The organism is Streptomyces sp. AgN23, from assembly GCF_001598115.1.
GTDB lineage: Bacteria > Actinomycetota > Actinomycetes > Streptomycetales > Streptomycetaceae > Streptomyces > Streptomyces antimycoticus.
In genome coordinates, this window is the sequence record NZ_CP007153.1 from 9,165,466 (window position 1) to 9,190,879 (window position 25,414).

Annotated in this window: 31 protein-coding genes and 4 pseudogenes; 20 read left to right on the forward strand and 15 right to left on the reverse strand. The window is 68.0% G+C overall.

Annotated elements, in window-relative coordinates; translation table 11 throughout:
- The first annotated feature begins 27 nt into the window (after positions 1-27).
- The 3 genes from AS97_RS39790 (at position 28) to AS97_RS39800 (ending at position 4,130) form a co-directional block, all read left to right on the forward strand.
- Positions 28-1,281: an IS256 family transposase gene (locus AS97_RS39790; RefSeq protein WP_210566591.1), complete on the forward strand. Its 1,254-nt coding sequence runs from the start codon at positions 28-30 to the stop codon at positions 1,279-1,281.
- Positions 1,282-1,616: 335 nt separating this feature from the next.
- Entirely contained in the window at positions 1,617-3,209 is a 1,593-nt protein-coding gene (locus AS97_RS39795; RefSeq protein ID WP_210566592.1) for a trypsin-like serine protease, read from the forward strand.
- A 159-nt stretch (positions 3,210-3,368) separates the two neighbouring features.
- The gene (locus AS97_RS39800) at positions 3,369-4,130 is read left to right on the forward strand and encodes an aldo/keto reductase (protein WP_247204632.1); all 762 of its coding nucleotides are present in this window, start codon (positions 3,369-3,371) and stop codon (positions 4,128-4,130) included.
- A 106-nt stretch (positions 4,131-4,236) separates the two neighbouring features.
- Here the strand turns inward: AS97_RS39800 and AS97_RS39805 are convergent.
- Together AS97_RS39805 and AS97_RS47965 are read right to left on the reverse strand one after the other, a co-directional pair.
- Positions 4,237-4,647: pseudogene (locus tag AS97_RS39805) on the reverse strand (DUF475 domain-containing protein); the annotation flags it as partial.
- 230 nt (positions 4,648-4,877) lie between these two features.
- Positions 4,878-5,281: pseudogene (locus AS97_RS47965) on the reverse strand (restriction endonuclease).
- A 61-nt stretch (positions 5,282-5,342) separates the two neighbouring features.
- Here AS97_RS47965 and AS97_RS39815 point away from each other — a divergent pair.
- From AS97_RS39815 to AS97_RS39830, 4 genes are all read left to right on the forward strand, one after another.
- Positions 5,343-5,774 carry a hypothetical protein gene (locus tag AS97_RS39815; protein ID WP_210567471.1) on the forward strand — a complete coding sequence of 144 codons (432 nt, stop codon included), beginning with the start codon at positions 5,343-5,345 and terminating at the stop codon, positions 5,772-5,774.
- Positions 5,775-5,794: 20 nt separating this feature from the next.
- Positions 5,795-6,628 (forward strand): hypothetical protein, encoded by an 834-nt coding sequence (locus AS97_RS39820; protein WP_210566593.1) that lies wholly within the window; start codon positions 5,795-5,797, stop codon positions 6,626-6,628.
- Positions 6,600-6,986: a hypothetical protein gene (locus tag AS97_RS39825; RefSeq protein ID WP_210566594.1), complete on the forward strand. Its 387-nt coding sequence runs from the start codon at positions 6,600-6,602 to the stop codon at positions 6,984-6,986. Before AS97_RS39820 ends, AS97_RS39825 begins: the two co-directional genes overlap by 29 nt.
- A 121-nt stretch (positions 6,987-7,107) precedes the next feature.
- Positions 7,108-7,275 (forward strand): hypothetical protein, encoded by a 168-nt coding sequence (locus AS97_RS39830; RefSeq protein WP_156107658.1) that lies wholly within the window; start codon positions 7,108-7,110, stop codon positions 7,273-7,275.
- A 46-nt stretch (positions 7,276-7,321) separates the two neighbouring features.
- Here the strand turns inward: AS97_RS39830 and AS97_RS39835 are convergent, their stop codons facing one another.
- A complete protein-coding gene (locus tag AS97_RS39835; protein ID WP_059146051.1) occupies positions 7,322-7,924 on the reverse strand; it encodes a hypothetical protein in 603 nt (200 codons plus the stop codon).
- A 124-nt stretch (positions 7,925-8,048) separates the two neighbouring features.
- Positions 8,049-8,309, reverse strand: coding sequence for a hypothetical protein (locus AS97_RS39840; protein WP_059146050.1), 261 nt, complete (start codon positions 8,307-8,309; stop codon positions 8,049-8,051).
- Between AS97_RS39840 and AS97_RS39845 the strand changes: the two genes are divergently transcribed.
- Together AS97_RS39845 and AS97_RS39850 are read left to right on the forward strand one after the other, a co-directional pair.
- Positions 8,309-9,121, forward strand: a complete 813-nt coding sequence (locus tag AS97_RS39845; protein WP_059146049.1) for a hypothetical protein — start codon at positions 8,309-8,311, stop codon at positions 9,119-9,121. The two genes, AS97_RS39840 and AS97_RS39845, sit on opposite strands and share 1 nt — an antisense overlap.
- 59 nt (positions 9,122-9,180) lie before the next feature.
- Complete coding sequence (locus tag AS97_RS39850) at positions 9,181-9,516, forward strand: hypothetical protein (protein WP_059146048.1); 336 nt, start codon at positions 9,181-9,183, stop codon at positions 9,514-9,516.
- A gap of 197 nt (positions 9,517-9,713) precedes the next feature.
- Here AS97_RS39850 and AS97_RS39855 read toward each other — a convergent pair whose 3' ends face one another.
- The gene (locus AS97_RS39855) at positions 9,714-10,277 is read right to left on the reverse strand and encodes a hypothetical protein (RefSeq protein ID WP_125756889.1); all 564 of its coding nucleotides are present in this window, start codon (positions 10,275-10,277) and stop codon (positions 9,714-9,716) included.
- A 367-nt stretch (positions 10,278-10,644) separates the two neighbouring features.
- On the opposite strand from AS97_RS39855, the gene AS97_RS39860 reads away from it, so the two are divergent.
- A complete protein-coding gene (locus tag AS97_RS39860) occupies positions 10,645-11,082 on the forward strand; it encodes a lamin tail domain-containing protein (RefSeq protein ID WP_210567383.1) in 438 nt (145 codons plus the stop codon).
- Positions 11,083-11,142: 60 nt separating this feature from the next.
- Here AS97_RS39860 and AS97_RS39865 read toward each other — a convergent pair whose 3' ends face one another.
- Both AS97_RS39865 and AS97_RS39870 read right to left on the reverse strand, forming a co-directional pair.
- A complete protein-coding gene (locus AS97_RS39865) occupies positions 11,143-11,439 on the reverse strand; it encodes a hypothetical protein (protein WP_210566595.1) in 297 nt (98 codons plus the stop codon).
- A gap of 70 nt (positions 11,440-11,509) precedes the next feature.
- Positions 11,510-12,289 carry a Ku protein gene (locus AS97_RS39870; RefSeq protein WP_210566596.1) on the reverse strand — a complete coding sequence of 260 codons (780 nt, stop codon included), beginning with the start codon at positions 12,287-12,289 and terminating at the stop codon, positions 11,510-11,512.
- A 76-nt stretch (positions 12,290-12,365) separates the two neighbouring features.
- Between AS97_RS39870 and AS97_RS39875 the strand changes: the two genes are divergently transcribed.
- Positions 12,366-12,836: a DUF6233 domain-containing protein gene (locus AS97_RS39875; RefSeq protein WP_059146043.1), complete on the forward strand. Its 471-nt coding sequence runs from the start codon at positions 12,366-12,368 to the stop codon at positions 12,834-12,836.
- 174 nt (positions 12,837-13,010) lie between these two features.
- Here the strand turns inward: AS97_RS39875 and AS97_RS39880 are convergent, their stop codons facing one another.
- Both AS97_RS39880 and AS97_RS39885 read right to left on the reverse strand, forming a co-directional pair.
- Positions 13,011-13,235 (reverse strand): hypothetical protein, encoded by a 225-nt coding sequence (locus AS97_RS39880; protein ID WP_247204633.1) that lies wholly within the window; start codon positions 13,233-13,235, stop codon positions 13,011-13,013.
- Between the two features lie 745 nt (positions 13,236-13,980).
- Complete coding sequence (locus AS97_RS39885) at positions 13,981-14,970, reverse strand: TetR/AcrR family transcriptional regulator (RefSeq protein ID WP_079059542.1); 990 nt, start codon at positions 14,968-14,970, stop codon at positions 13,981-13,983.
- 83 nt (positions 14,971-15,053) lie between these two features.
- On the opposite strand from AS97_RS39885, the gene AS97_RS39890 reads away from it, so the two are divergent.
- The 3 genes from AS97_RS39890 (at position 15,054) to AS97_RS39905 (ending at position 17,392) form a co-directional block, all read left to right on the forward strand.
- Positions 15,054-15,998: an ATP-binding cassette domain-containing protein gene (locus AS97_RS39890; RefSeq protein WP_247204634.1), complete on the forward strand. Its 945-nt coding sequence runs from the start codon at positions 15,054-15,056 to the stop codon at positions 15,996-15,998.
- Positions 15,995-16,822 (forward strand): ABC transporter permease, encoded by an 828-nt coding sequence (locus tag AS97_RS39895; protein WP_210566598.1) that lies wholly within the window; start codon positions 15,995-15,997, stop codon positions 16,820-16,822. Before AS97_RS39890 ends, AS97_RS39895 begins: the two co-directional genes overlap by 4 nt.
- Before the next feature lie 213 nt (positions 16,823-17,035).
- Complete coding sequence (locus tag AS97_RS39905) at positions 17,036-17,392, forward strand: hypothetical protein (RefSeq protein WP_210567472.1); 357 nt, start codon at positions 17,036-17,038, stop codon at positions 17,390-17,392.
- A 545-nt stretch (positions 17,393-17,937) separates the two neighbouring features.
- Here the strand turns inward: AS97_RS39905 and AS97_RS47970 are convergent.
- Positions 17,938-18,255, reverse strand: coding sequence for a DUF3761 domain-containing protein (locus tag AS97_RS47970; RefSeq protein WP_247204635.1), 318 nt, complete (start codon positions 18,253-18,255; stop codon positions 17,938-17,940).
- Here AS97_RS47970 and AS97_RS47975 point away from each other — a divergent pair.
- On the forward strand, positions 18,164-18,496 hold the full coding sequence (locus AS97_RS47975) for a hypothetical protein (protein WP_247204636.1): 333 nt from the start codon (positions 18,164-18,166) through the stop codon (positions 18,494-18,496). The two genes, AS97_RS47970 and AS97_RS47975, sit on opposite strands and share 92 nt — an antisense overlap.
- 147 nt (positions 18,497-18,643) lie before the next feature.
- On the forward strand, positions 18,644-19,132 hold the full coding sequence (locus AS97_RS39915) for a glutathione peroxidase (protein ID WP_059146039.1): 489 nt from the start codon (positions 18,644-18,646) through the stop codon (positions 19,130-19,132).
- Positions 19,133-19,192: 60 nt separating this feature from the next.
- Here AS97_RS39915 and AS97_RS39920 read toward each other — a convergent pair whose 3' ends face one another.
- Positions 19,193-21,031 (reverse strand): glycoside hydrolase family 9 protein, encoded by a 1,839-nt coding sequence (locus AS97_RS39920; protein WP_210566600.1) that lies wholly within the window; start codon positions 21,029-21,031, stop codon positions 19,193-19,195.
- A 206-nt stretch (positions 21,032-21,237) separates the two neighbouring features.
- Here AS97_RS39920 and sigJ point away from each other — a divergent pair, with 206 nt between their 5' ends.
- Positions 21,238-22,128, forward strand: a complete 891-nt coding sequence (sigJ, locus tag AS97_RS39925) for an RNA polymerase sigma factor SigJ (RefSeq protein WP_210566601.1) — start codon at positions 21,238-21,240, stop codon at positions 22,126-22,128.
- Between the two features lie 32 nt (positions 22,129-22,160).
- Here the strand turns inward: sigJ and AS97_RS39930 are convergent.
- From AS97_RS39930 to AS97_RS39945, 4 genes and pseudogenes are all read right to left on the reverse strand, one after another.
- A pseudogene (locus tag AS97_RS39930) lies at positions 22,161-22,343 on the reverse strand (LuxR C-terminal-related transcriptional regulator); the annotation flags it as partial.
- A gap of 3 nt (positions 22,344-22,346) precedes the next feature.
- Entirely contained in the window at positions 22,347-22,532 is a 186-nt protein-coding gene (locus AS97_RS39935; RefSeq protein WP_086706785.1) for a hypothetical protein, read from the reverse strand.
- Positions 22,533-22,592: 60 nt separating this feature from the next.
- Positions 22,593-22,841 (reverse strand): hypothetical protein, encoded by a 249-nt coding sequence (locus AS97_RS39940; protein WP_059146036.1) that lies wholly within the window; start codon positions 22,839-22,841, stop codon positions 22,593-22,595.
- A complete protein-coding gene (locus AS97_RS39945; RefSeq protein ID WP_079059539.1) occupies positions 22,793-23,035 on the reverse strand; it encodes a hypothetical protein in 243 nt (80 codons plus the stop codon). Before AS97_RS39945 ends, AS97_RS39940 begins: the two co-directional genes overlap by 49 nt.
- Positions 23,036-23,193: 158 nt before the next feature.
- Here AS97_RS39945 and AS97_RS39950 point away from each other — a divergent pair, with 158 nt between their 5' ends.
- The 3 genes and pseudogenes from AS97_RS39950 to AS97_RS47980 all read left to right on the forward strand — a co-directional run.
- Positions 23,194-24,363: a helix-turn-helix domain-containing protein gene (locus AS97_RS39950; protein WP_086706783.1), complete on the forward strand. Its 1,170-nt coding sequence runs from the start codon at positions 23,194-23,196 to the stop codon at positions 24,361-24,363.
- Between the two features lie 99 nt (positions 24,364-24,462).
- Positions 24,463-25,101 (forward strand): hypothetical protein, encoded by a 639-nt coding sequence (locus AS97_RS39955; RefSeq protein WP_247204637.1) that lies wholly within the window; start codon positions 24,463-24,465, stop codon positions 25,099-25,101.
- A gap of 121 nt (positions 25,102-25,222) precedes the next feature.
- Positions 25,223-25,412 (forward strand): annotated as a pseudogene (locus AS97_RS47980) (glycosyltransferase); the annotation flags it as partial.
- Positions 25,413-25,414 lie beyond the last annotated feature (2 nt).

The following is a 25,414-nucleotide window of genomic DNA, read 5'->3' on the forward strand; positions in this document are numbered from 1 at the left end:
GCAGCGCGGGTCGGGAAGGCACGCCCCGTGCTCAGCGTAGTCAGCAACGATGGAACCACCGAGACCGGCTCCCTGATGGACGACATCGTCCGCGAGGGAGCGAGGCGGATGCTCGCCGCGGTCCTGGAAGCCGAAGTCAACCAGTACATAGCGGAGTTGGCCGACCAGCGCGACGAGTCCGGTCGGCGCCTCGTGGTCCGCAACGGCCACCATCGTGAACGCACCGTTGCGACGGCCGCCGGGCCGATCCCGGTGACGGCGCCCCGCGTGAACGACAAGCGCGTCGACGAAGAGACGGGCGAACGCAAGCGGTTCTCGTCGCAGATCCTGGCCCCCTGGTGCCGGAAGTCGCCGAAGATCAGCGAGGTCCTGCCCCTGCTCTACCTGCACGGACTGTCCTCTGGAGATTTCGTGCCCGCGATGGAACAGTTCCTGGGATCGGGGGCCGGCCTTTCGCCGGCGACGGTGACCCGGCTGACGAAGCAGTGGACCGACGACCACACCGCCTTCCATGCCCGTGACCTGTCGGACTGCGACTACGTCTACGTGTGGGCCGACGGCGTCCACCCCAAGGTCCGGCTCGGACAGGCCCACTCCTGCGTCCTGGTCCTCATGGGCGTGCGCGCGGACGGCCGCAAGGAACTCATCGCGCTGGCCGAGGGGCTGCGTGAGTCGGCCGAGTCGTGGGCGGATCTTCTGCGTGACTGCCGGCGGCGCGGTATGCGCGATCCCGAACTCGTCGTCGGCGACGGCGCGGTGGGCCTGTGGAGGGCCCTCGCAGAGGTGTTTCCGCAGGCCAGGCACCAGAGGTGCTGGGTTCACAAGGTCCGTAATGTCATGAACGCGCTGCCGAAGTCGGCTCAGCCCGGCGCGAAGAAGGCCCTGCAGGAGATCTACAACGCCGAGGACCGCGACCACGCCGAGAAGGCGATCAAGGACTTCGAGCGCACCTACAGCGTGAAGTGGCCGAAGGCCGCCAAGAAGGTCACCGATGAGTCCGACGAGCTCCTCGCGTTCTACGACTTCCCCGCCGAGCACTGGGTGCACCTGCGCACGACAAATCCCATCGAGAGCACCTTCAGCACCGTGAAGCTCCGCACCAAGGTGACCCGCGGGGCCGGCAGCCCGGCCGCGGCCCTGGCCATGGTGTTCAAGCTCGTCGAGTCCGCCCAGGCCCGCTGGCGTGCGATCACCGCACCCCACCTCGTCACCCTCGTCCGCAACGGCACCCGCTTCAAGAACGGTCACCTTATCGAACGCCCCGAAGTCACCGCAGCCTGAACAGCCCTGCTGAACCACAACTCTTGACAATTACGGCGTATTGCCCAGCTTCCCCGGCTTTGCTCAGGGAGCGTGGGCAGGTCGATCAGGTGTGTCGGGATCACGATGACCGTGTATCCGTTGCGCATGCCTGCATCCGGCCGTGACCATTCCACGGTGCTTGCCCCAGGGCTGATACACAACTGAGCGGATACCGCGACGCGCCTGATACGCGGTCGAGATCAGCAGGAAGACCGCTGGGCCCAGAGTCGAGGCCGGACGGGACGGCCGGGTGCTGTTCCTCCGCACAAGCCCGCCGGAGCGATGCCCGGCAGCGGACGAAAGAGGAGTCACTCATGCGTAAGTGGACAAGCCGAAGGGCGGCCGCCGTCCTGACGACGGGGGTCGCGGTGACCGCGGCGCTGGTGCCCGCCTTACCGGCGCAGGCCATCGTGGGTGGCACCGAGTCAACCAAGGCGTATTCGTTCACGGGCTCGTTCCAGCTGGCCTATCCCGCGCCACCGCGCCCGGACCAACACGGCTGTGGGGTGGAGGTCCTTGCGCCGCAATGGGTCCTGACCGCCAGCCACTGCGCCGGCCGGAACCCGACCGGGGCGAGGGCGGGTGTCCCGCGTGGCTGGAAGGTCCGGGTCGGGTCACTGGACACCACATCCGGGGGCGAGGTCGCCGAGGTCGACCACTACTACCGGCTGGCGACCAATAGCGATGAGGGAGGGTTCTGGGGCCGCGACCTCGCATTGATGCATCTGCGGACACCGGTTCGGGCCAAGCCGGTGCGGATCGCCTCGACCACGCCGCCGGACAACACTCCCGTCCGCATCATGGGCTGGGGCATGACCTGCGACGATATGGACAACGCGGCGTGTTTCCCCAAGCGGCTGCGGGAGGCTGACACCGTGGTGCAGCCGAAATCGGAGTGTCCGCAAGCCGGCGAAGGAGAGTTGTGTATCGGTAGCAGCGACGGCAGCGTCGCCGCGTCCAACATGGACTCCGGTGGGCCTGCGCTGGTCCGCGAAGGCGACCAGTGGGCCCTGGCCGGTACGGTCAGTGGCCCCGACGAAAGCGGCAAGACGCTGTACACCGATGTCACCAAGCACGCCGACTGGATCAACGGCATCATCACGGGCACCAACGTGCCCCCCGATGATGTGATCCCGGACGTGGAAGGCGTGGTGGACCTGGACAACTGTGTAGGCTCGGTGGTCCGCATCGCCACCTCCCGGCCGCAGGACCCGGCGCTGGTGCTGACCAACGGTCACTGCGTGGAGGGACAGCGGCCCGCGCCCGGAACCGCAATAGTGGACCAGCCGGCCGACCGCGAGGCGTATATCGCCGACCATCAGGGCTACCCCCAGACCACCGCCCGTACGAAACGGCTGGTGTACGCGACGATGACCGGCACCGACATCGCGCTCTACCGCCTGGACAAGACCTACAAGCAGTTGAAGGCCGAGGGCGCGAAAACCTTCCAACTCACCACCACCCCCGTGCGCGCAGGCGACCCGCTGACCATGGCCTACACCAGCCAGCGCTTCAACTGCACCGCCGAGGCCGTGGTCCCGCACCTGCGGGAGGGCGGCTACCAGCAGAACGACTCGATCCGCTACGCCACCAGCAAAGACTGCGCCCCCTGGTTCGGCACATCCGGTTCGGCGCTGCTGGCCCCCGACGGCACCACGGTCGCGGGGATCCACAACACCCACAACGATGCCGGCGAGCAGTGCACCGACGACAACCCTTGCGAGGTGGACTCGGACGGAACCGTGACCTCCGTGAAGGGCCGTGGCTACGGCCAGCAGGTCTACATGATCCCGGCCTGCCTGACCAAGGGATCGAAACTGGACCTGTCCCAGCAGGGCTGCACCCTCACCGGTGCCCCGCCCCGCTCTGACCGCCACGACAGCCACTCCGGCGACCACAACCGGTAGCGGCTCTGGCGCCCACAAGACCGCTGTACTCCGCATGCCGGTGGGAGCAGTCGAGGTGATCCCTTGCGACAACGAGGGGCACTCGGCCTGGTACTTCTCCACAGTCCGTACACGTACGTGTACGGCAAGATGTGTCACGCGTTCGTGTACTCGGCGTCGGTGGTATCTGGGCTTGATCCGCATCCGGACGAGGCCGTCCGGGTCTTACGTCGAGCGGTCGAGCTGGGCATCACCTTCATCGACACGGCGGACGCCTACGGCCCGTGCGTCAACGAGCAGCTGATCCGCAAGGCACTGCACCCCTACGCCGATGACCTCGTCATCGCCACCAAGGGCGGCGTGACACGTCCGGGTCCGGACGACTGGCGCCCCAGCGGCCGACCCGTGTTTCTGCGTCAACGGGTGGAGCTGAGTCTGCGACACCTCGGACTCGAGTGCATTGATCTGTACCAGCTGCACCGTAGCGACCCCGACGTCCCGCTGGCCGAGCAGCTCGGCGCGTTGGCCCAGATGCAGCAGGAGGGCAAGATCCGTCACCTCGGACTATCCGAGGTGACGGTCGAGCAGCTCAAGGAGGCTCGCACGCACGTTGACATCGTCTCCGTGCAGAACCTCTACAACCTCGCGAACCGGTCGGCCGAGGACGTACTCACGTACGCCGAGGCCGAGAACATCGCCTTCATCCCTTGGTTCCCGATCGCCACGGGCGAACTTGCCCGCCCCGGCGGCCCGCTGGACGGCCCGTCCCGGCTGCACGACGCGAGCCCCGCGCAGCTCGCCCTCGCCTGGCTGTTGCGCCGCTCCCCGGTGATGCTTCCGATACCGGGCACGTACAGTGCCGCCCATCTGGAGGAGAACGTCAACGCCGCCCTGGTGCGACTCGACGACAAGGAATTCGAGGCCCTCACCGCCGCCGCCTAAACTCGCGGGGCGGGAGGGTCAGCACCTTGGTGTGGGTCGGCGCCGAGCGGCCGGCCGAGAGCTGCGCCGCCTGGTCCAGGCCGGCGCGCGCCGACTGCCCGGCCCAGACGCCGGAGGAAACCTCGGCATTCTCGTGAGCCGTCTGTTCTCCCTCGTCCGCCGCCAGCCTGCGGTTGCGGCGGACGGAGGACCAGAAGGCCCAGGCGATCAGGACGACACCGATGAGACCGGTGACCACCTCGGGGATCTGGTAGCGGATGGAGATCATGAGGATCACCGCCAGCGCGCCGATCGCGTAGTGCGCGCCGTGCTCCAGGTAGACGTAGTCGTCGAGGGTGCCCTGGCGGACCAGGTAGACCGTCAGGGAACGGACGTGCATCGCGCCGATACCGAGGCCGAGCGACATCAGGACGATGTCGTTGGTGATCGCGAAGGCGGCGATGACACCGTCGAAGGAGAAGGACGCGTCCAGAACCTCCAGGTAGAGGAACATGAAGAAGGCGGCCTTGCCTGCCATCCCGATCAACAGGCGACCAGGGGTTTCCTTCACCGCCGCAGCTCGTCGGCCCCCGGGGCTCGAAGCAGACCTCTTCCCCATGGCTATCGCGTGGGAAAGAGGTGTCCGCGCACGAGACCGGCTTGCCCACCAGGGTTGACCTTCGAGAACGGGCGGTGTCCGATTTGAGAGGTCCACACCTTCGGTCACACCTGCGGTCCCCCGCTGAAAGCAACCGTCCAGCCAACGGTTCAGCCGCCGCTCGGTGCACCCCTCTCCGGGGCGAGCACGGCCTCCAGGCGTTCGGAGAGAGCGCGGGACGAGGCCGGGCGCGGACCTGGACGCAGCGCACGGTGCCCTCCGGCGTCGCGGACAGCCGGCCTTCAGCCTCGCGCAGGACGACGTCGGCGAGTGCCCGGGGCCCGCTGCTCTTCGGCAGCTGGTTCGCGCGGCGCCGGACGTCGGCGGCGACCGCGCGAGCGTGACTGGTCAGATGGAGGGCGATCTGCTCGTAGTCGCGGGTCGTGAGCGTGTCCTCGCCGGTCCAGGCGAGGACGGCCTTGACGAGGCACTCGTACGGCTCGCGGTCGAGCGGGAGCTCCGCCTCGATCAGCCCGTCGGGGTCGTACAGGACGGTGTGGGCACTGGTGTGCATGGCGGGCCTCGCTGCTGGGGCGTCTTCGCGCGGGTGGTCGGCGGTCACCGCTGGGTGTAGCGTGAAGTGGCCGAAGGCCGCCAAGAAGGTCACCGATGAGTCCGACGAGCTCCTCGCGTTCTACGACTTCCCCGCCGAGCACTGGGTGCACCTGCGCCCGCGGGCCTACAACCGGGCCGGCGGCTATGACAGTGGCGGCTACCTCCAGCCGGGCCTCAACCTCGCCTACAACGGCACGGGGCGGCCGGAACCGGTGTTCACCACGCAGCAGGCGAACGCCCTGCTGCGCCTGGGCGCCGATCCGGCTGCGGGCCTTGGCGATCTGAACGTGGCGGTGTACGTCGGCGACCGCGAGACGTGGCGATCCCCGGCAACTTCCTCTCGACGGTCACGGAGTCGATCGACCCGAACACGTTCGGCTGGAAGGCCAAGCTCAACGCGATGCTCTCCCTCGGTACCGGGGGACGGAACGGCGACGGATGTCTCGTCGTAAAGTCCTCCGCTGCTGGGGAGATGCAGGCCATCACCGTCTCGAGCTACCCGGTCACCCCGTGGACGGAGTACGAGGCGTTCTGCGACGCGGCTGGCGTGGTGGGGGAGCGGATCGGCATTCGCTGGCTGAACAGCAGCAACGCCGAAATCTCCATTACGTGGTCGATGACTACCTCGCCTGCCTCGGCGGGGTGGCACCGGATCGCTGTAGGCGGGGAAGCACCGGCTGACGCGGCCCGCGCGCAGATCGTGGTGTCCTCCATCCCCGTCGCGGGCAACGTCAACCAGTACTACGAGAACGTCTACTTCGGCTATCCGTACACCACGACTGGCAACCTGTTCGCGTTCAACACCGAGAGCGCCGAGGTTGATGCGTCGGGCTGGTTCGCCGAGGTCAACTGCACGATCGCCCGGCAGTTGCCGCCCGTGCAGTGGGCGGTGGACGACTACCTTCATGATGGCCACGTCATAGCTATGACGGCCATGGCCAACGGCAATGCCTCCATACGGTCCACGGACCGGCCGGTCGCCACGCCAGGAGTCGAGTACATGGCCGCCTGCTACCTCAACCCGCCCAACACCAGCGTCACCACGTGGGTTGAGCTGCGGTTCTATGACGAGCCTGGCAACCAGATCCAAGCCACCCGCTCGGTGCTCGCCGCACCGGGCACCCGCCTGGTACAGGCAGCGGGCATCGGCTGTGGCACCGGTCGGCACGGCAGCATGCAGTATTGCCGCCGGAATCGACTTGGCGACAGCGGGCCAGAACCTGCGTATTCAGGTAATTGGCCAGGTGACTGCTGGCGGCCGGACCATGACTCGCGGTGTGCGCTGGTACGACGCCTCCAACGCTGACCTCGGAGTCTCGACGGCCGCACCTGAGGCCGCACCGACACCCGGATGGTGGGCGCTCAGCAACGATTTCACGATCCCGGCGGATGCGACCCAGGCGGCGATCGAGTACACGCTCACCGCAACTGCGACCGGCAGCGTGTGGCGTATCGACATGGTGGGCATGTGGCAGCAACTCCCAGCCAACGCTGTCGCAGCTCACGACGACACGGCGAGCATCACGCTCACGCTGCGCGAACTCACCGTGGGCCAGTTGCTGACCATCTACCGGGTTCTCCCTGACGGTTCGAGGACACTGGTTCGCGGGTTGGACGTACACAGATCCGCAGGGCGTCACTTACGAGTGCACCCCGGACAGTGACGGGTCCACCCACTACACGTGCCGCTCGAACCAGCCAGCCCCCGAGCCGGAGCCGTCCCAGCAGGGCTCGCTGACGCTGGGCCTCGACCCGCAACGGCGCCAATACCCGTAAGGAGCACCGATGCCGACCCAGGATGAGCAGCCCGCACCGCAGCCGGCCGTGCCGATCCCGGACACGACCGCCGCCGACATGGGCACGCTGGTGGGCATGGGCGTGGTGGAGCCGCAGCCCGTACCGTCACCGGAGCCACCCCCGCCGCCGAACTACGACAGCATGGCCGTCGAATGAGAACGCCCCGCCCCTGCTTCGCGCAGGCGGCGGGGCACTTCGTCGTCTACGCCCACTGCATGCTGCCGGTGAACTCGGGGAACTCCAGATCAAAGTTCTCCGACGCTCGCTGCACAGTGACAACGATCTTCTTCCCGTACCTGGTTCCGAGGACGCCGTCGTCCGTCTTCGTCACGGTCACACCCGGCGCCAGGCGGCCCTCGAGCGGATTGGAGCCGTTCTCGAACTCGGTGCTCGCAGCCTCACCACCATTGGTTGCCCCCTCGATGATGGTCGACAAGCCGTCGAGCTTCACCGTGGACTTTCCCGTGTTCGTGAGCTTCAGCCGGACACGGAAGTCGGTCTTGTCCTTCTCCGGTTCCTCGAACTCCGTGTAGTTCGTGAAGACGTGGGCATCGACGACGGACACTCTGAGCCCGTCCGGCCAGGTGTAGCTCTTTCCGAAGGCGAGCCCGGTGCTGGCTTGCTCGGCCGGTGCCGGCTTCTTGTCGGCGCAGTGCTCGACCCAGCTGGCCTGGTCGCCGTTCGGGTTGTCGCAGTCGAAGCTTTCCCCCGCGGCCTTGGGTGTCGTGTCCTTGCTGCTGTCGCTGTCGTCTCCGCTGCATGCGGTGAGTGGCAGTGTGGCGGCCAGGATGACGGCCGCGATCATGCGTGTACGCATGGTCCCCCCTTGCGTGTGATGAGAGGGATGACCGTAGCGCCCCGAGACGGTTGGGGATAGGTGGGGTTGCCGAACTGGTACCCACCTGCCCTTCCAGCCGTTCTCGACCGGCTCACCAGCCGCCGCCGAGATCGACGTAGCTGAGGACATCACAGCCCACGGGCTTCGCGCTGGCGTCCCCACCGACCTCGGAGCGGAGGGCTACACGGCCAGCGAGATCAAAGAAATCACCGGCGACTGGGGCACCACCGAGATGGTCGAGAAGTATCGCAAGGTCGGGCTCCGTCGAGCAGGCAAGCGAACCGATGACAGCAGGCGAGCAGCAGCGCTCAGCATGCTTCGAGTCGAACCCAAGAGAGAGGAAGGCGATCAATGACAGTTCATGAAGACCTAGCCCAAGGGTTCCTTGAGGACTTCCAGAAGGAGCCCTCGGCAATGACCGCCCTGCTCGAACTCCGCGATCGACACATCAGCGGCGACATGAACGAGGGCGACATCTACGGGACTGGCTATGCAGACGCCTTGGGCAGCTCGGCACGATTCGCCCCCAAGCAGTGGCCGCTCCACCAGCATGCCGCCTTCCTCGAACTGCACGCCCTCGTAGGCTCCGGGGCGGTGACCTACACCTGCATCAGCACGGGTGGGGCGCCGGGGGCCGACGCGGACCGGGAAGGGAATGCCGCCAAGCTCGCCCAGACACACCCCCGCTTCACGGCTCACTTGGACATGACGCAGAACGGGGCGGACGCCGATGGCACTCTCAGGTGGGAAGGCCGCCTCGAAGTCAGTCGGCCCACCGGGGCCTTCTTCTACGGCTCCGCATGCAGGAACGCTTCCCAGTCGATCCTGGTGAAGCCAGCGAACGTAGCGGCCTCTTCGGTGCCGCTCGAGGTGGGCGACTCTTGGCCGTCTCGAACGCTCATGCACCTCATACAGTACGGGGCCGTTGCCCGGTGGCCCTACGGCTCGAAGCTCATTTGGCTCTTCCTGAACTTCAACCGAGGCGTCGACTGGTGGGGTGACCGCCCACGGCGCGATGCTCCCGCCATCCGATCTGGCGGGGGCATCGCCTCGTCAGGCTATCGAGTGGCTCCGTTCGTTACACAGTCAGTAGCCCCTTTCTGGGGCTACATTCGGGAAGCCGACAAGTGGACCGACGCCGCATCCGAGGACATCGGCTTGTGAACACTCGCCCCCGCGTTCCGCTGAGCTCGCTGGGCGACTGCTGACGAAAGTAGCCCCTGATGACAGATGAAGACCGATTCGAAAACGAGATCCTTTCCATGACAACCGCCCACCCGGGCTGGACAGTCCGCGTGCAGGTCAAGGCTCACAAGCCGGGAACCAGCGAACGCTGGGTGGAGGAGGAGGACGTGTTCCCGGTGGTGGGGTGGGCTGTTGTGGCTTGCCGCTACCGGGATGGCAGCGTCAGCAACAAGGTTGAACCCGTCTTCCTGACGGGCGCTGGCCAGCTGGAGCACGAGTCGCTGTACAGGTGGCAGTACTCGGAGCTGGAGCCCCAAGCGGGCCAGCCGAGGATCACGGTCTCCTTTGACGTCCGCGCGCCCTCGGCTGCGTAGCGCGGCACTTGAGGGAACGTTATGCGCTACCTCGCCCTGAAGGACCGCAGTCCGACCCCTTCCCCGACCAACCGCCACGGGTCCATGCTGTGGGGGCGCGGGCGCCTGCCCCCCAGGCGGTGCCCCCTCTTGCGCCCCGCCCTGCGCGGGCGGGGCGCTTCGTCTCTCCCGGCCTCCTCACGGGAGGGCCGACTCGCCTACTCCGCCGGAGCGTCGAGCGTGGCCCGAGCGTCGTTGATGAACTGCCCCTCTGCCGCAACCAGGGCCTCGGTCAGCTCCCTCCATTCCTGGCCGTTCAGGGGCAGTATCTGGGTAACTGGCCGCCCCATCCGCTGCTGGAGCGCCGCCGCGGCCGTCACTACAGTCATGGCCGATCGGACCATCGCATCCGGGCCGACCAACTGCACTCGCGCTTTCGCGCCCATGAGTCCTTCGAGGGTTCTGGTGAGTGGAGCGTTGCCGATCCCCGGGTGCCGTCGCCGTTCCTCCAGCGCATCGTCGACGGCGTCGCTGGCCGCGATGAACTTCTGGTAGGCGTCGAACCGGTTCTGCCGTACCCAGTGCTGGTGCTCTACTCGCCCTTGGTCGGCGACTTGGCGACGGCCGGTGCGGTAGGCAATGACGGCAGCGAGGAGGACGAAGAGGCCGGTGAATGCGGCGGCGAAGATCATGCCCCAGCCTTCGCTCATATCGAAGCCGACCTTGCGGCCGACGTCACCGGGCTTGCTGACGGCCGCAGCTATGAGGTTCATGGCGCTCATCTAAGCGGCACTGGACCGCCCTCTCCTAACGTGCCGCCCACTGTCAACCCCTCGTGCGACACTGGGTATGCGGGCTGACCCGGGCTCCTTGCCCGGTGTAGGTCTGCGATCAACCCGGTGTGCGGTGGCCCTGGCCCCCGAGTGCACCTCGCCGGGTCTTTGTAGCCGCTGCGGTGGCCGCACCGCTTTCGCCCCCTGCTTCGGCAGGGGGCGTTGCGCTGTCTGCCGTTTCGAACGCCTCGCACCTTGGGTCCCGGATCGGTAACGGCGACCGGTATCTGGCCTTCCGCCCGTAGTGTGATCTCCTCGCCGGGGCCATGGGGGGTACCCGGCCATCATTTGAGGACGATCGTTGATTCGTCCCCGCATGCTCGTCGCCGCTGTCGCTACGGCCGCGGCCTCCGCCGTCGCCCTGCTGCCCACCCAGGCGCAGGCCGCCGGCTCGATCCACCTGTACAAGGTCTACTACGACTCGCCCGGCTCGGACACGCGGTCCAACAGCAGCCTCAACGCCGAGTACGTGCAGATCAAGAACAGCACCAGCAGTGCCGTGCAGCTCAAGGGCTACACGCTCCGCGACGCCACCGGCTACAAGTTCACCTTCCCCTCCTACCGGATCAGCGCCGGTAAGACGGTGAAGGTCCACACCGGCAGGGGCAGCACGAGCGCGGGCCACGTCTACTGGGGCCGCGGCTCCTACGTGTGGAACAACGACAAGGACACCGCCACCCTCCGGACGGCATCCGGCACGTTCAGGGACTCGTGCTCGTACAACTCCACCCGCTACGACTACAAGATGTGCTGAGACCTGAGCGATTGCGATGCCCCGTCTCTCTCCGAGGCGGGGCGTCGTGCTGTCAGGGGCTTAGCCTGCCGCAGTTCCTCGGCTGGCCTTCTCCCGCAGCTGCTCGACGTTGCCCCTGGACTGCTCGAAAAGTGTCCCTTCGGTTTGCTCGTAGTGGGAGAGGGCGAGGCCGAGGCCGAAGAAGGTGGGTGCCCATTCGCCGATGAAGATGCCCCACCGGTCGGCACGATCGAGACCGGTGCCGGGTTCGGCGCGGAGGGACGTGGCCCAGGTGCCGACGGAAAGGCCGATGGAGGCCACAGCGGCGATGTAGGCGTGCTCTGAGCGCAGGCCGATATCGTGCAGCTTCTTGATCACGGTGTGCTCCTTCGGGAGATCCCCCCTCAGGCTCACCCTCGTGTGCCCACGCTGCGGCGAGTAACGCAGGTCAGTCCACGGAGTCCTCGCCGCGGGACCGTTTGGCGGCCCGGACGGATTCCTCGAGGGCGGCCATGAGGTCGATGGCGGGCGCCGGCTCGGGCGTCACGGTCAGTTCGCCGTGGCCAGCTTTGGCATCGATCAGGCTGTTGAGCGCTGCGGTGTATTCGTCGTGGAGCTGGTCGATGTCGACGCCGGCGAGCGCGTCCATGAGCACCTCGGCCATGGCCAGCTCGCGGTCGGTCAACGGTGCGGGGGAGGAGAGGTCGCCGGGGTCGCGTACTTCCTCGGGCCACAGGAGCGTTTGGAGGAGGAGCATGCCGTGCCGCGGACGGAGTGCGGCCAGGCGCTCCCTGCTGCGGATGGCTACCTTGCAGATGGCCACCCGGCCGGAGCGTGCGAGGGCTTCGACGAGGAGCGCGTAGGGGCGTTGGGCACCAGCCCCGGAGGCCCCGATCCAGTACGGGCGGGAATAGAGAATGGGATCGACCTCCTCGCTGCCGACGAATCCCAGCACCTCGATGACGTGCTTGGTCGGCAGCGGCAGGGCCTCGAGGTCGGTGTCTCTCAAAATCACCTGGCGCCCGTCGGGTGCTTCCCACGCTCGGGCGATATCGGTCTGCTGGACTTCGACGTTCTCGAGCTCGCAGACACGCCGGTGGCGGATGCGTCCTCCGCAGGCGACATGCACGGTGTGGAGCCCGGGGCCGTGCTCCTCCGTAGCAGTAAAGAGCTGGCAGGGGAGGGCGACGAGGCCGAACGAAATGGTTCCGCTCCAGATGGCCCGCATGGCTCGACGGTAGGACGCCAGGGCTTGGGTTGCCCCTGGGCGGCCCCCATCCGAGTATTCGAACTAGAATCCGAATATGGGCGTGGAGGAGTGGCGGTCGAAGGCCGGGCCGTGGGCCCGCGCCCAGATGCCGGATGACCAAGAGCTGGACGTCGTCCTCACTCAGTGGACCCGCACCCCTGACGGTCAATGGTGGGCGGAGTGCGAGGCGATCCTCCCGGCCCGCTACCAGCACGACGATGGCCGCACTCGCGTCACCGGAGCACCCACCCCGATTAGCGTCCCGAGCGACCGCGTCACCCCGATCGCGGGCGAGGACTACAGCGGTGTACCTGTCGATGGAGCCGTAGCCGGACGGCAGTGGGTGCTGGAGAAACTCCACCAGTACCGGGAGGAAGATCCTGCTCGCCGTCTGCACCGCCGTGACTGCTGGCAGGTGAGGGGTGAGCACGAGCGGATCACCACCGAGGACGCTGTGGAGCGCATCGGCCGCCGAGCCGCCGCCGTGTGCGACGTGTGCCGACCCGATCGGGCCCTCCGCCACTGACCGCCGTGCCACACTGGTCGTGGCCCCCGCTGCATCCCCCGTCGGCGGGGGCCACTTCACATTCCGGGCGTTGTCGGCACCCCCGCGTACCCTTGAGGCATCAATCCGATCTACTGCGTGGGCTGCGCAGCTACTCGGAGCACCGCCCCGTCGAACCGGCGGGGCGGCGGCACGTCAGCCCTCAGTCTCCGGATGCCGGGCGGCCTTCTTCACTCGCGCCTCAAGCTCGTACCGGTTCTGGCCTTCGGCCGCCTTGGTGATCGCGGCCTGTACGGTCTCGGCCGCCGTCCGCCACCGCTCCCAATGCTGCTGATGCTCCTCGCCATCCAGTCCGGTCGGCTTCGCGAACTCGGCATCTGAGGCCCGCTGCAACTCGATCAATCTGTCGATATCACTCACGGCCGGATGTTAAGCCGCCGCAGTGACATCCCGGCGCTGGGCCGCCGCCCACTGCACCACCAGCCGCGCATACTCCGCCCGTGTTTTTATCGGGTCATATGGGAGCCAGGGTTCCGGTGAGATCGGGAGCCACTGTTGCTCCGTCCGTGGTGGCGGTGTATCTGTCCGCGGCCAGGGATTTCCGGCGAGTTCGAGAGCCACCCATCGAGTGACGGTGCCGTAGTGGTTCGGGGTGTCCAGGCGGGGGCGAAGTCGTGGTGCGGATAGCGTGAGGACACGGGCCCTTTCGGTTCGCGTCCCTGACAGGCGTGGGTGGGAGGGCCCGCTTGCGTGTCGCAGGCTGCTTGCGAACTCCCTTCGCCTAATTCAGTCGAGGTAGGCGGTTGGATGCGGCAGACGCCGACGGTGCCTGATCGCGTGGAGGTTCCGACGGGTTTGTGGCTGCGTCGCTGGTCGGGCGGTGACGTGCAGGGCTGCGACCTCGCAATTTCTGAAAGACGTTCGCCTGGGCCGTCGGCCTGATGATGCGGAACTCAGCAGTTATTGAAAGCCGAAGCGGCATCGGGGGGACCCGAACGAGAATTTCAGCGCCATTCGGGCCCGGAGGCGTGAAGGCCCGGCGTCAGGACCGTGGGCTGAATTGCACTCCGGCTGGGCCAGAACATACCTCAGATCGGCCAATGACGAACGAATCAGAACGGGCCCCGGCGTCCTGTTGGCGGGACAGACAGACCGTGCCTGGTGATCACCGGGAGGATCCGGCGCTTCTCCGAGTGCGGTAGGCCCGCTGCTGGCATGCCCGTGAGCAGTATCGGCGGGGCCGCCCGGTTTCGGGACTGGGGGCGGTTTCGCCACATACGGCACACTTGGCGGCCCGCGTGCGCACGCTTCGAGTTCCGTCACGGCGGGATGACTGGTCATCCACCGCATCCCTGGTTTCGTCACACACGGTCCTGGGCGGGGGAGACTGCGTGGCCAGGGAACGGTCTTGCCCGTTGCTCCGTGACGAAAGTCCGCTCGGGGGCCGAAGAGCGGCGGCGATGCAGTCGAGGACGCGTTCCAGTCCGTAGCGGAACTGGTCGTCGTGGTTCAGCAACGGCTGACCCGCCTCCGTCACGATCTTGGTGAAGATCGGGTACTCCGCGCTCGCCAGCAGCTCCTGGACGCGCGGGAGGCTCCGCGCCATGAATTCAAGCTCGCTGAGTCCACTGCGGCGGATCTCCTCCGCCACGACGACCTCCTCGCGGACGACACCCTCGACGTAGCCGTTCAAAATGGCCATGAGGGCCAGGTTCTCGTCGATGGAGACGTAGGGGTCGAGGGCTCCCATCACCCTTTCGATCAGGCCAAGTTGGTTGGGGCCGTGGCCGGGGAGCGCCCGGTGGATGGTGGCGATCCACGGATGGCGTAGCCACATCGCCCGCGTCTGGTTCGCATAGCGCGTCAGGTCGGCGCGCCAGTCGCCGGAGGGCATGCCCGTGACGTCGACCTCGCCCATCAAGTGGTCGGCCATGAGCTCGATGAGGTCGTCACGGCTGGGAACGTACCGGTAGAGCGACATCGCGCCCGCGCCGATCTCGGCGGCGATCCGCCGCATGGTGGCGGCCTCCAGCCCCTCGACGTCGGCGATCAGGACCGCGGCCTCGGTGATCTGCGCGCGGCTGTAGGCCGGCTTGGGTCCGCGCGCCGGGCGCTCGGGCCTCATCCAGATGTTCACGTACTCGGCGTCGGCCACCGTGTCACCTCCGGGGTTGCGTACATGGTACCCAGTGGCCTAGCTTGACCATGACCGCGTACAAGGTACCCAATGGAGAGACCGTGACAGATCCGATCGTGGTCGCCGAGGGGCTGCACAAGTCCTTCGGCGACACCCATGCCTTACGGGGCCTGGACCTCAGCGTCAACAGAGGAACGGTCTGCGGGGTGCTGGGGCCCAACGGTGCGGGAAAGACGACCGCCATCCGCATCTTCGCGACCCTGTCCGATCCCGATGCCGGGCACGCCAGAGTCGCCGGACACGACGTCGTGCGCGAGGCCGACAAGGTCCGCGCCCGGATCGGTCTCGCGGGCCAGTACGCAGCGGTGGACGAGAAGCTCACGGGCCGCAGCAATCTGCAGATGTTCGGGCGCCTCTACCACCTGTCCCGTGTCCAGGCGCGCCGACGGGCCGACGAACTGCTGGAGCGCTTCGGGCTGACGGAGGCGGCGGACCGCCCGGTCGCCGGTTACTCGGGCGGCATGCGGCGCCGGCTCGACCTGATCACCTGTCTCATCCAGCGCCCCGAGGTGCTGTTCCTGGACGAGCCGACCACCGGCTTGGATCCGCGCAGCCGAGGCGAGATCTGGGACAGCGTCCGCGAACTGGTCGCCAGCGGGACCACCGTGCTGCTCACCACCCAGTATCTGGACGAGGCCGACCAACTGGCCAACGACATCGTCGTCATCGACCACGGGCAGGTCATTGCCACGGGCACGCCCGACGAGCTCAAGGCAACGATCGGCGAGCAGCTCCAAGTCGTCCTCGAAGACCGCACCGCGCTGGGCCCGGCGGTGACCGTGCTCAACGACCTGGCCGGAACCGATCCCACGACGAGCGGCGACGGCCAGCTCAGCGTCGCGCTGCCCGGCGGCAGGTTCAAGCTGGCCGACATCGTGCGCGAGCTCGACCGCGCCGGGGTCAACGCCGCCGACGTGCGGCTGCGCCGCCCCACCCTCGACGAGGTGTTCCTGCGCCTCACCGACCAGAAGGAGCCCGTCGGATGACCACCATCACGTCGCCAGCGGGCCGCTTGCGCTGGACGCTCGCCGACGGGCTCACGCTGATCGGGCGCGAGCTCTCACGGCTGCGCCAGGAGCCCGGGCAGATCATCGCCGCGCTGTTGTTCCCGGTCATCATGGTGGTGCTGTTCGGATACGTGTTCGGCAGCGCGATCCAGGTGCCGGGCGGCGGTGACTACCGCGAGTTCCTCATGCCGGGCCTGTTCGCGATGGTGACCTTCACCTCGGTGCAGGGGGTCATGGGGACGATGGCCGCCGACGCCTCCCTCGGCGTGATGGACCGGTTTCGGTCCATGCCGATGGCGCGGCTCGCGGTGCCGTTCGGGCATACCGGCGCGGACTCCGTGGTCGGCGTGCCGCTGCTGGCCGCCATGGCGGGAACGGGCCTGCTGGTGGGCTGGCAGCCGCACCGCGGCCTGCTCCACACGGTCGAGGCGTTCCTCCTGCTGATGCTGATGCGGTACGCACTGAGCTGGGTGGGCGTCTATGTGGGCCTCGTAGCGAAGAATGAGCAGATGGTCACCCAGCTGGCGACGCTGTTCCTGCCGGTGACGATGCTGTCCAACGCGTTCGTCCCGACCGACGGCATGCCGGCGTGGTTGCGGTTCCTGGCCGACTGGAATCCGGTGAGCGCGCTCACCGCCGCCTCTCGCGAGCTGTTCGGCAATCCCGGGATGGCGGCGTCCGGACACAGGGCCTGGCCGATGGAACATCCCGTGGCCTCCGTTCTGCTCTGGTCGGCAGCGCTGCTGGTGGTTCTCGCCCCGCTCTCACTGCGCGCCTACTCGCGCCAGGGGCGCCGGGCGTAGGGGTCGGCATCCATGTCAACAGGGGCTTCCAGCGGTCTTGGCGGCATTCGCGGAGAGCCGCTGGTCACCGCTTGGGCTTGCTCTCCGCCGCAGTCGTGGCCTGGTAGCGGGAGGACTCGGTGCCGGAGGCTGAACCCGCCCGCCACCGCTCGCCCTGACCGGCCAGCCAGCACTCCGCGGATGAGGGTGGCGCGGAAGGTGATGCGGTCGGCGATGGCTGCGCAGAGCCTCGGATCCCCGAAGATCTTGTCCCCCTCTGCGAACGGGGAGTTCGTCGCCACCGCGGTCGCTTTGCGTTCCTCCCGCTCGGTGAAGATCTGGAACAGCAGCATGCTGTACCTCACCCTCGGCGATAGCGACCACTGCGGCATCCACCCAGACGGCTACGCGTGGGCCGAAATCGTCGACCTTCCCGACCCGGCCCGGCTCACCGCGGACCAGCGCGCCGGCTACGCCTGCGCCCTCTGCGGGTTCGCCCTGTACGCCAGCCGCTTCGTCGGCACGGTCGGCGGGCACCAGTTGTACGCCTGCAGCCCCCTCTGTCCGACTGTGCCTCTGGCCAGGGGTTAGACGGCCAGTCACCAATTCACGCGGGGCGCGAATATGCCACGCAGATATATGCGTCGCACACCTGGCTACGCGCGCGCCCCCTGCGATTCACTGCCCTGGAACGGTTCCGGCGCCGTGGTGGGAACTACGCCCGCACACGCCACCGATCAACGGGGAGGACAAGGTCAGATGCCTCAACAGGGCGGCCATCTCCCTGCCTCCTCCCTGAGTCGCTTGCTCCCTAGACACTCCCCAGGAAAACCCCCCTCCGCCAGGGCGTCTTCCCTGCGGCGACGCCACCAAAAGTGACGCAGGGTTTCAGTCGTTGATCACCCGACGCTATCTTCCGGCCGGAAGGTTTTCGACCCCTCTCTAGCGTGACGGTCTCAAGGTCGTCCGCTGTTGGGGGCCTACTAAATGGGTGGAGCGCCGTATCAGCGGCTCGCCGCCCACCACCGCAGCCACGACACGCCGACGCCGCCCGAGTAGGCCGCCACGTGGCGCCGTCGGCGCTACCCGGCAGTCGCTGGGGCGGGCCCTGTGGCCCGCCCCAGCGGCGCATCGGATCACCTGTAGAAGACGGCGACACCACCGTGATGCGAGCACGCGCCCTGGTGGTGGGCGGCGTATGAGTAGGTGCCGTCGTTGCAGAGCGCTGTGGCACCGCTGCTCGATCCGCCGGTGCTGCTGGACGATCCCCCGGTCGAGGAGCCGGACGACCCACCGGATGACGACCCGCCGCCCCCGGAGCTTGACGAGGACGATCCGCCGGATGACGTGCCGCCACCGCTGGTGGAGGAGGACGAGTCGTCCTCAGCACTCTTTGTCGCCTTGGGCGCGGGCTTCGGCTTCGGCTTCGCGGTGACGGTCTTGGTGACCGTCACCGTGGGGGCCGGTTCGGGGGTGTCCTTCACACGGGCCGGCTTGGCCGTGACGGTGACCGTCACCTTGGGCGTGGGCTTGTCGCCGTCAGCCGCCTTCGCGTCCTCGCCCTGGGCCGACCCTATGCCGACTCCGGCGAAGAGCAGGATGGCCGCGACCGGGACGGCGACACGCTTGCGTGCCCATCTGGGACGCCTCGGTGCCGGTGATGGCTGGTTATTCCAGGACATGGTCCCCCCTTGAGCGATACGTGAGGAACCGACCTTAGTCACGCTGGTTGAAAAGTGAAGAGGTTGTGTGTGCTTGGTGTTCATATCGTGATCGGGCGTCACGAGCCCGTGAGCGCATAGATTTGGGCTCACCCACCGAACGACGAAGGCGGTTGATCCCATGAACCTGTACGACATTCCCCTGCACACCCTTACCGGCGAGCCGACCTCTCTCGGGGAGCATCGGGGCGCGGCGCTGCTGGTGGTCAATGTGGCGTCCAAGTGCGGTCTCACCCCGCAGTACGAGGGGCTCGAGCGGCTGCAGCAGCGTTATGCCGGGCGCGGGTTCACCGTGTTGGGGGTTCCGTGCAATCAGTTCGCCGGGCAGGAGCCGGGGACGAGCGAGGAGATCCAGACGTTCTGCTCCACGACCTACGGCGTGTCCTTCCCGCTGCTGGAGAAGACCGATGTCAACGGCGAGCAGCGGCATCCGCTCTACACCGAGCTGACGCGGACGCCGGACGCGCAGGGCGAGGCGGGGGATGTGCAGTGGAACTTCGAGAAGTTCCTGATCTCGCCGGACGGCGAGGTCGTGGGCCGGTTCCGGCCGCGCACCGAGCCGGAGGCGGACGACGTCGTCGCCGCGATCGAGGCGCAGCTGCCTCGCTGAGGCGACGGCGGGCGAGGAGCCGGTGGCCCCTCGCCCGCCGCGTCGGCTTGTCCCGTCTGCTCAGCCGCGCTCCGCGGCAAACGCGGCCAGCCACGCCAGCGGCGCGTTCCAGTTGATCGCCACCTCATTGGTGGAGTACGAACCGATGTCGTCGATGTAGCACGCCGCGGGCGCGCAGCCCGGGAGCTTCTCCTGCGCCACCGGATCCTGCAGCCCCGCGTTGGCGCCGCCCGCGATCGATCCGGCGGGCGGATTCGGCAGCGAGGCGTCGTACTGATGCGCCCAGAAGCGGTGGTGCTGGTTCTGAGCGGCGTGCTCGCCGTAGCCGGTGACGTAGGACTGGCCGAGCGCGTTGCGGCCGAGCAGATAGTCCAGCGTCTCCAGCGCCCCGGTGCGGTAGCGCCGCTGCTTGGTGAGCTCGTGGGCGACGGCCATGACGGTCCCGTTGTTGGCCACCTGGCCGTTGGAGCCCCACACATAACCGTCCGCCGGCAGCGGCACCCCATACCCCTGGCCGGCCATCGTGCTCAGCTGCGCGTCGGCGGCCGAGACCACGGAGGCGCGGACGCGGGCGAGGTCGGTGGCGGGCAGGCCGTTGGGGACGGTGGCCAGGACGAGCCGGCCGAGGGGCGCGGTGGCCTGCCAGCTGAAGCCGTGCGGGGTGAACACATCGCTCGCGGTGTGGTACGGCGAGGAGGTGACCGCGTCCCGGTACCGCGCCTCCCCGGTAGTGGCGTACAGCTCCGCCGCCGCCCAGTAGAACTCGTCGCCCACCTCGTTGTCCTCGTACGCACCGCCGCCGGTGGAGTCGGAAGCGGGGGCGAGCACGGCGGGGTTCGCCTGCGCGGCGGCCCAGGCGCGGCGCGCGGAGTCCAGGCAGCGGGCGGCGAAGGCGGCGTCGTACGGTGCGTAGACCCGGGCGCACTGCGCCGCCGCGGCGGCCAGATTGAGGGTCGCGGCGGTGGACGGCGCGTGCAGCTCGCGCGGCTCGGTGTCCTGCTCCGGACGGGTGGGCAGCCCGGTCCAGGCGGCGTCATGGACCTTGTGGAAGGCCATCCCCGCCCGTGGCTTGCCCTCCGGGATCTGCATGCGCATCAGGAACTCCAGCTCCCAGCGCCCCTCGTCGAGCACATCCGGCATCCCGTTGCCGCGCTCGGGGACGCGCAGTGTGGAGTCGCCGAGCGCCGCCGCGTGCCCTGTGCGCTTCGCGCGCTCGAAGGAGTTGACCAGCTGCCAGACCGCGAGACCGCCGTTGACCACGTATTTGCCCTGGTCACCGGCGTCGTACCAGCCGCCGCGCACATCTCGGGTATCGTCGCACACCCCGCTGACGCAGGGCACGGCGGTGTCGCCCCGGTTGGGGGCGACCCCCAGATGGCCCGCCGGGCGTGCGTAGGCCGTACCGGCCAGTGACGCCTCGATGGGGATACCACTGCGCTGCTGGTAGAAGAAGGACATAGCGTCCGCGCGCAGCCCGTCGTAGAGGTTCGCGCGGATGTCGAAGGGATGGCTGGTCCGGCCGTCCACGGTGAGGGTGTAGCCGGTGCCCCTCCCCTGGTACGAGGAGAAGTCCGCCAGATGGGCGGACTGCCCGGAGGCGGCGTCCGCGCCCCGCACGGTGGTGGTGCCCGAGGCGGCGGTGCGGCCCGCCGCGTCGCGCAGCTGCCAGGGCAGGGCGGTGGCGCTCGCGCTCACGACGGTGGCGCGTTTGGGGCCGTCCGGCAGATATCCGAGCTGATTGACCTGGACGGCGGACGGCGCGGCGGAGGCGGCGGCGTGGGTCGTGGGGGAGTCCGCCCCGGCGGGCGCGGACGGGGCAGCGATCAGCAGCAGTGCGCCGGTCAGCAGCGCGGTGGCGGTCCGCGCACCGCGCGGACGGGGTAACAGGGACAGGGGCATGACGGACCATCCTTGGGAAGGCGTGGAAGACAGACATGGGAGCGCTCCCAATTTATGTAATGATGTGATCGCAGTGCGTCAAGGGACTGAACGGGTGCACGGGCCCACACAAAACAATCCGTCCCCCTCCGTCACATCGCACCCGGCCCATCCGTCAGCACGGTGTGGCCTGTGACGGTGCGGTCCGCGACAAGGGGATGTGACCGATGAGCGAGAACCACCTTCTGTCGGAGGGCTTCGAGGCCCACCGCGGCCATCTGCGGGCGGTGGCCTACCGCATGCTCGGCTCGCTGAGCGAGGCGGAGGACGCCGTCCAGGAGGCATGGCTGAGGCTCAGCCGCTCCGACGCCGCCGCGGTGGAGAACCTGGGCGGCTGGCTGACCACCGTCGTCGGCCGGGTCTGCCTGGACATGCTGCGCTCGCGCACCGCTCGGCGCGAGGAGCCGCTGGGGGTGCGTCTCCCCGACCCGGTCATCAGCGGTGAGACCGGGCCCGGCCCCGAGGACCAGGCGCTGCTCGCCGACTCCGTCGGCCTCGCCCTGCTGGTCGTCCTGGAGACGCTGGCCCCCGCGGAACGGCTGGCCTTCGTCCTGCACGATCTGTTCGCCGTGCCGTTCGACGAGATCGCCCCTATCGTCGACCGCACCCCGGCCGCCGCCCGTCAGCTCGCCAGCCGCGCCCGCCGCCGGGTGCGCGGGGCGGCCCCGGTCCCCGACGCGGACCTGGCCCGGCAGCGCGAGGTCGTGAACGCCTTCCTCGCCGCCGCCCGCGACGGCGACTTCGAGGGGCTGATCTCCGTACTCGACCCGGATGTCGTCCTGCGCGCCGACTACGGAGCCGCTCCCGCGCCCGCCCCGCGCGAGGTGCACGGCGCGGCCGCCGTGGCGGACCAGGCGCTCACCTTCTCCCGCCTCAGCGGCCCGGGCCTCCTCGCCCGTCCCGCGCTCGTCAACGGGGCGGTGGGCGTGGTCAGCTCCCGGGAGGGCCGGCCGTTCTCGGTGCTGGCCTTCACGGTCACGGACGGCAGGATCGTGGCGATCGACATCCTGGCCGACCCCGAGCGGCTGAGCGGACTCGATCTGGCGGTCCTGGACTGACGCCACGAGCGCGTTTCGGGAACATCGGGCTGTCAGGCGCGCAGGTAGGCGAGAACAGCGAGGACGCGTCGGTGTCCCTGGCCGTCCAGGCGGAGGTCGAGTTTCTGGAGGATGCTGCTGACATGCTTGTTGACGGCGGCCTCGGTGACATAGAGGCCGCGGGCGATCTCGCCGTTGGAGCGTCCCTCGGCCATGAGGGAGAGGGCCTCCCGTTGGTCCTACCCTTCGAGGGGCCGATAGGTGGCGATGATGACGCCGCTGTCCGTCGGCGTCGCGTCGGTGAGACCGAACGCGATGGGACCGAAGCCGTCGGGGAACAGGCGGCGCCCGGCGCCCAGGACGAGCGGACTGACGCAGAGCGGGTATTCGCCGGTGAGGCCCGCCGGGGAGAGTGACTGAATCAACGCGCCCGGTTGCAACTGAGCCCCACCCCACATGTGGCCGGGGTGGGGCTCAGGCGCTGGTCAGACGGAGTCCGGTTTTCCCAGGAGGAGTTCGTCACCGGCGGGGAAGCGGGCCGTGCCGCCCTCCTCCCAGGTGACCACGACAGCCAGCCCGCCCATTGGCCCCTGGGCGGTCGACGCCTCCTTGACCGTGCGCCACTCGCCGTCGTAGCCGATCACGTCACCCGGACTGATCAGGGCAGCGCGCTTGGTGGGCAGACTCAACCGTTCTTGTCGGCGGGCCTGATGCGGTCCAAAGGGGCTTCCCATTCGAGGCCACCTCCCCTCGGCCGCATGTATGCCGTTTGGCTGAACAGCTTCCCGGTGCCCTTGACGCGCTCCTCAATTACGCCTTGCAGCTCGCCTGTGCAACCGGTCTCGGTGTCTTCAGCGAGTGTGCCCTTTGGGTACGGCAGATCGCCGTGGCTGAGCACCGTCGGTGGCTTCTCTTTTGTCTGTGTCATGATCCCTCGTCTCGCTTGCGTATATGGGTCTCACATAAGAGAACTGCCGCCGTGCAAAGCGAACTTGCACACCGTTTGCACAGGGCGCAGGCGCATGAGTGCTGAGAGTGAGATGATGGATGAGAGGTAACGCCAGTCGAGTGGGGAAGACGCACACTATGAGCGCGACGAAGATTCCCGGACCTGGTGCGAATGTGGCTGTCTGTCGCAAGGCGCGCGGCTTCAGCCAGGTTGCCCTTGCCCGGCGTGCAGGTGTGTCGGTCTCGCTGCTCAGCAAGATCGAGGTAGGTGACCGCGCGCTGACCCAGGGCATTGCCGCCGCTCTCGCTCAGGCCATGGGTTTGACGCTGGATGAGTTGCTGGGCACGGCGCCCGTCGAGCGCGCCGAAGAGAAGAGCCTTGCCGCCCTTAATTACGCCATTCGGCGGTTCGACATCCCCGACACGCCACCGTCACACCCCGAAGACCTTCCGCGCGAGCTGGCCGAGCTGAACGAGCACCGCTACCGCACGGAGTTTTCGGCGGTCCTCCAGAAGCTCCCCGGCGTGCTGGCCGACGCCACCAACTGCGCGCACGCCACCCAGTCGCCCGACGCCTGGACCCGCGTCGCCGATGCGTACTCGGTGGTCTATTGGCTGGCCGCCCGGCACCGCTGGATGCACCTCGCCGAACTGGCCGTCATGAAACAGCGACTGGCCGCCGAGCGTGCGCACCCGATCGCCGCCACGGTGGCCGCCCGGGATGAGGCCGGAGCCTTCCTCAACTCCGGTGACTTCGCTGGCGGGTTGGCAATCGTGGACCGGGCAGTGGTCGAGGCCGAGACGATGCTCCGGGGACGTGACCGCGCGTACGGTCTGGGCATCCTGCACCTGCGTGGGCTTACGCTGGCCGGTCGGCTCAAGGAGAAAGCAACCGCCGAACGGCACATCGAGGCAGCATGGCAGGTGGCCGAGGAGTTCCCCGAGGACATCGAGGACCACGGCATTCACTTTGGGCCCGAGAACACGGCCGTACATGTCATCTCGACGGCTTCCGACATGGAGGACTACCGCGAGTCCCTCAACACGGCGGACGACTTGGTCCGGGGTGGGTTGACGCTTCCGGCCACGCGCGTTGGTCCGCTGCACATGAACATCAGCCGGTCAAAGCTGGCGTTGGGCGACAGGAGCGGTGCCCTGGAATCGCTCGAAGCGGCTTGGGACGTCGCGCCGGAGATGGCCCGGGTCCACCCGACCAGCCAGGAGCTGATGCGTGTGCTCACGTCGCTGCACCGACGCAGCAACCCGAGGCTTACGCGGCTGGCCAAGCGCGCCGGCGTGCCCTTCTGAGGCCAACCGTTATGGAGAGCGGGGACCCCACTCCGGTACTCCCGTTATGCTGGCGGAGTTGGCTTTACGTCAGTTGCTGTGGACCGGGGGGCGCTGAAGGTGGCGGACACCGCAGACGACGATGACAGCATCCCTGAATCCGAGATCTCTGGTGGGATGATGCACGGTTCGGTGGTGCAGTCGGGCGTCATCAGCAACATCCACATCAACGGAAGTGTCAACAGCGGGAGTGTTTATCAGGCTTCTCGCGATCTGAGCCTTCCCGAACGGCGACAGAAGTTCCACTTCGACTTCCTGAACCACACGCTGAAGCAGGCAGAGTGGACGTTCCGCCTGAGCGTGTTGTTCATGACCGGCGGCTCCTTGATCATCCTTGCGGGGGGAGTTCTGGCGCTGGTTCACGCCGGTAACCCTGACCTCAGCTACCTGCCGTTGGTGACGAGTCTGACGGGTGCACTGATCACGGTCGGCGGTGGAGCGCTGGCGCTCCACTCGAAGCGGACCATGGCCAACCTGACGAAGGCGGCCGAGGACAACGAGAAGAAGATCGACATCGATCACAAGCTCGAAATCGCGACGACGTTCATCGACCGGGTTGCAGACTCGAAGCAGAGGGACGATCTCAACTCTGCTGCCGCCATGAAGGCACTCGACATGGACGCGGCCCCGGAGATGATGGTCAACCGGCTGCTTCCGGAGGCGCCGAAGGAGATAGAGCCGGGCGGTACGACGAGCTGAAGGCCCGGGACGGTGTCTCCGGGGGGCTCGTGCTGGCGGGTACGGCCGGACCCGGGCGGGTACGAGAGGCCGCCGGAGACCTCACGGGAGACCCGGACGATGTATGCCCGTGCCCGCTGACGGCATCGGCGCGGCACACGACGGTCCGGCCCCGACCCTCGACTCGCTGTCGACCGCACTGAGAACGGCCCTGGCCCCCGAGGCCGGGCACGGGCGAGGGCCGTGGCGGGCCCGATGCGCACCGACGGGACGACGCAGCCGCGAAACTGCTCCTCGGCCCCGGGGCGCAAGTCGGTCAGGCGCTTAGGTAGGT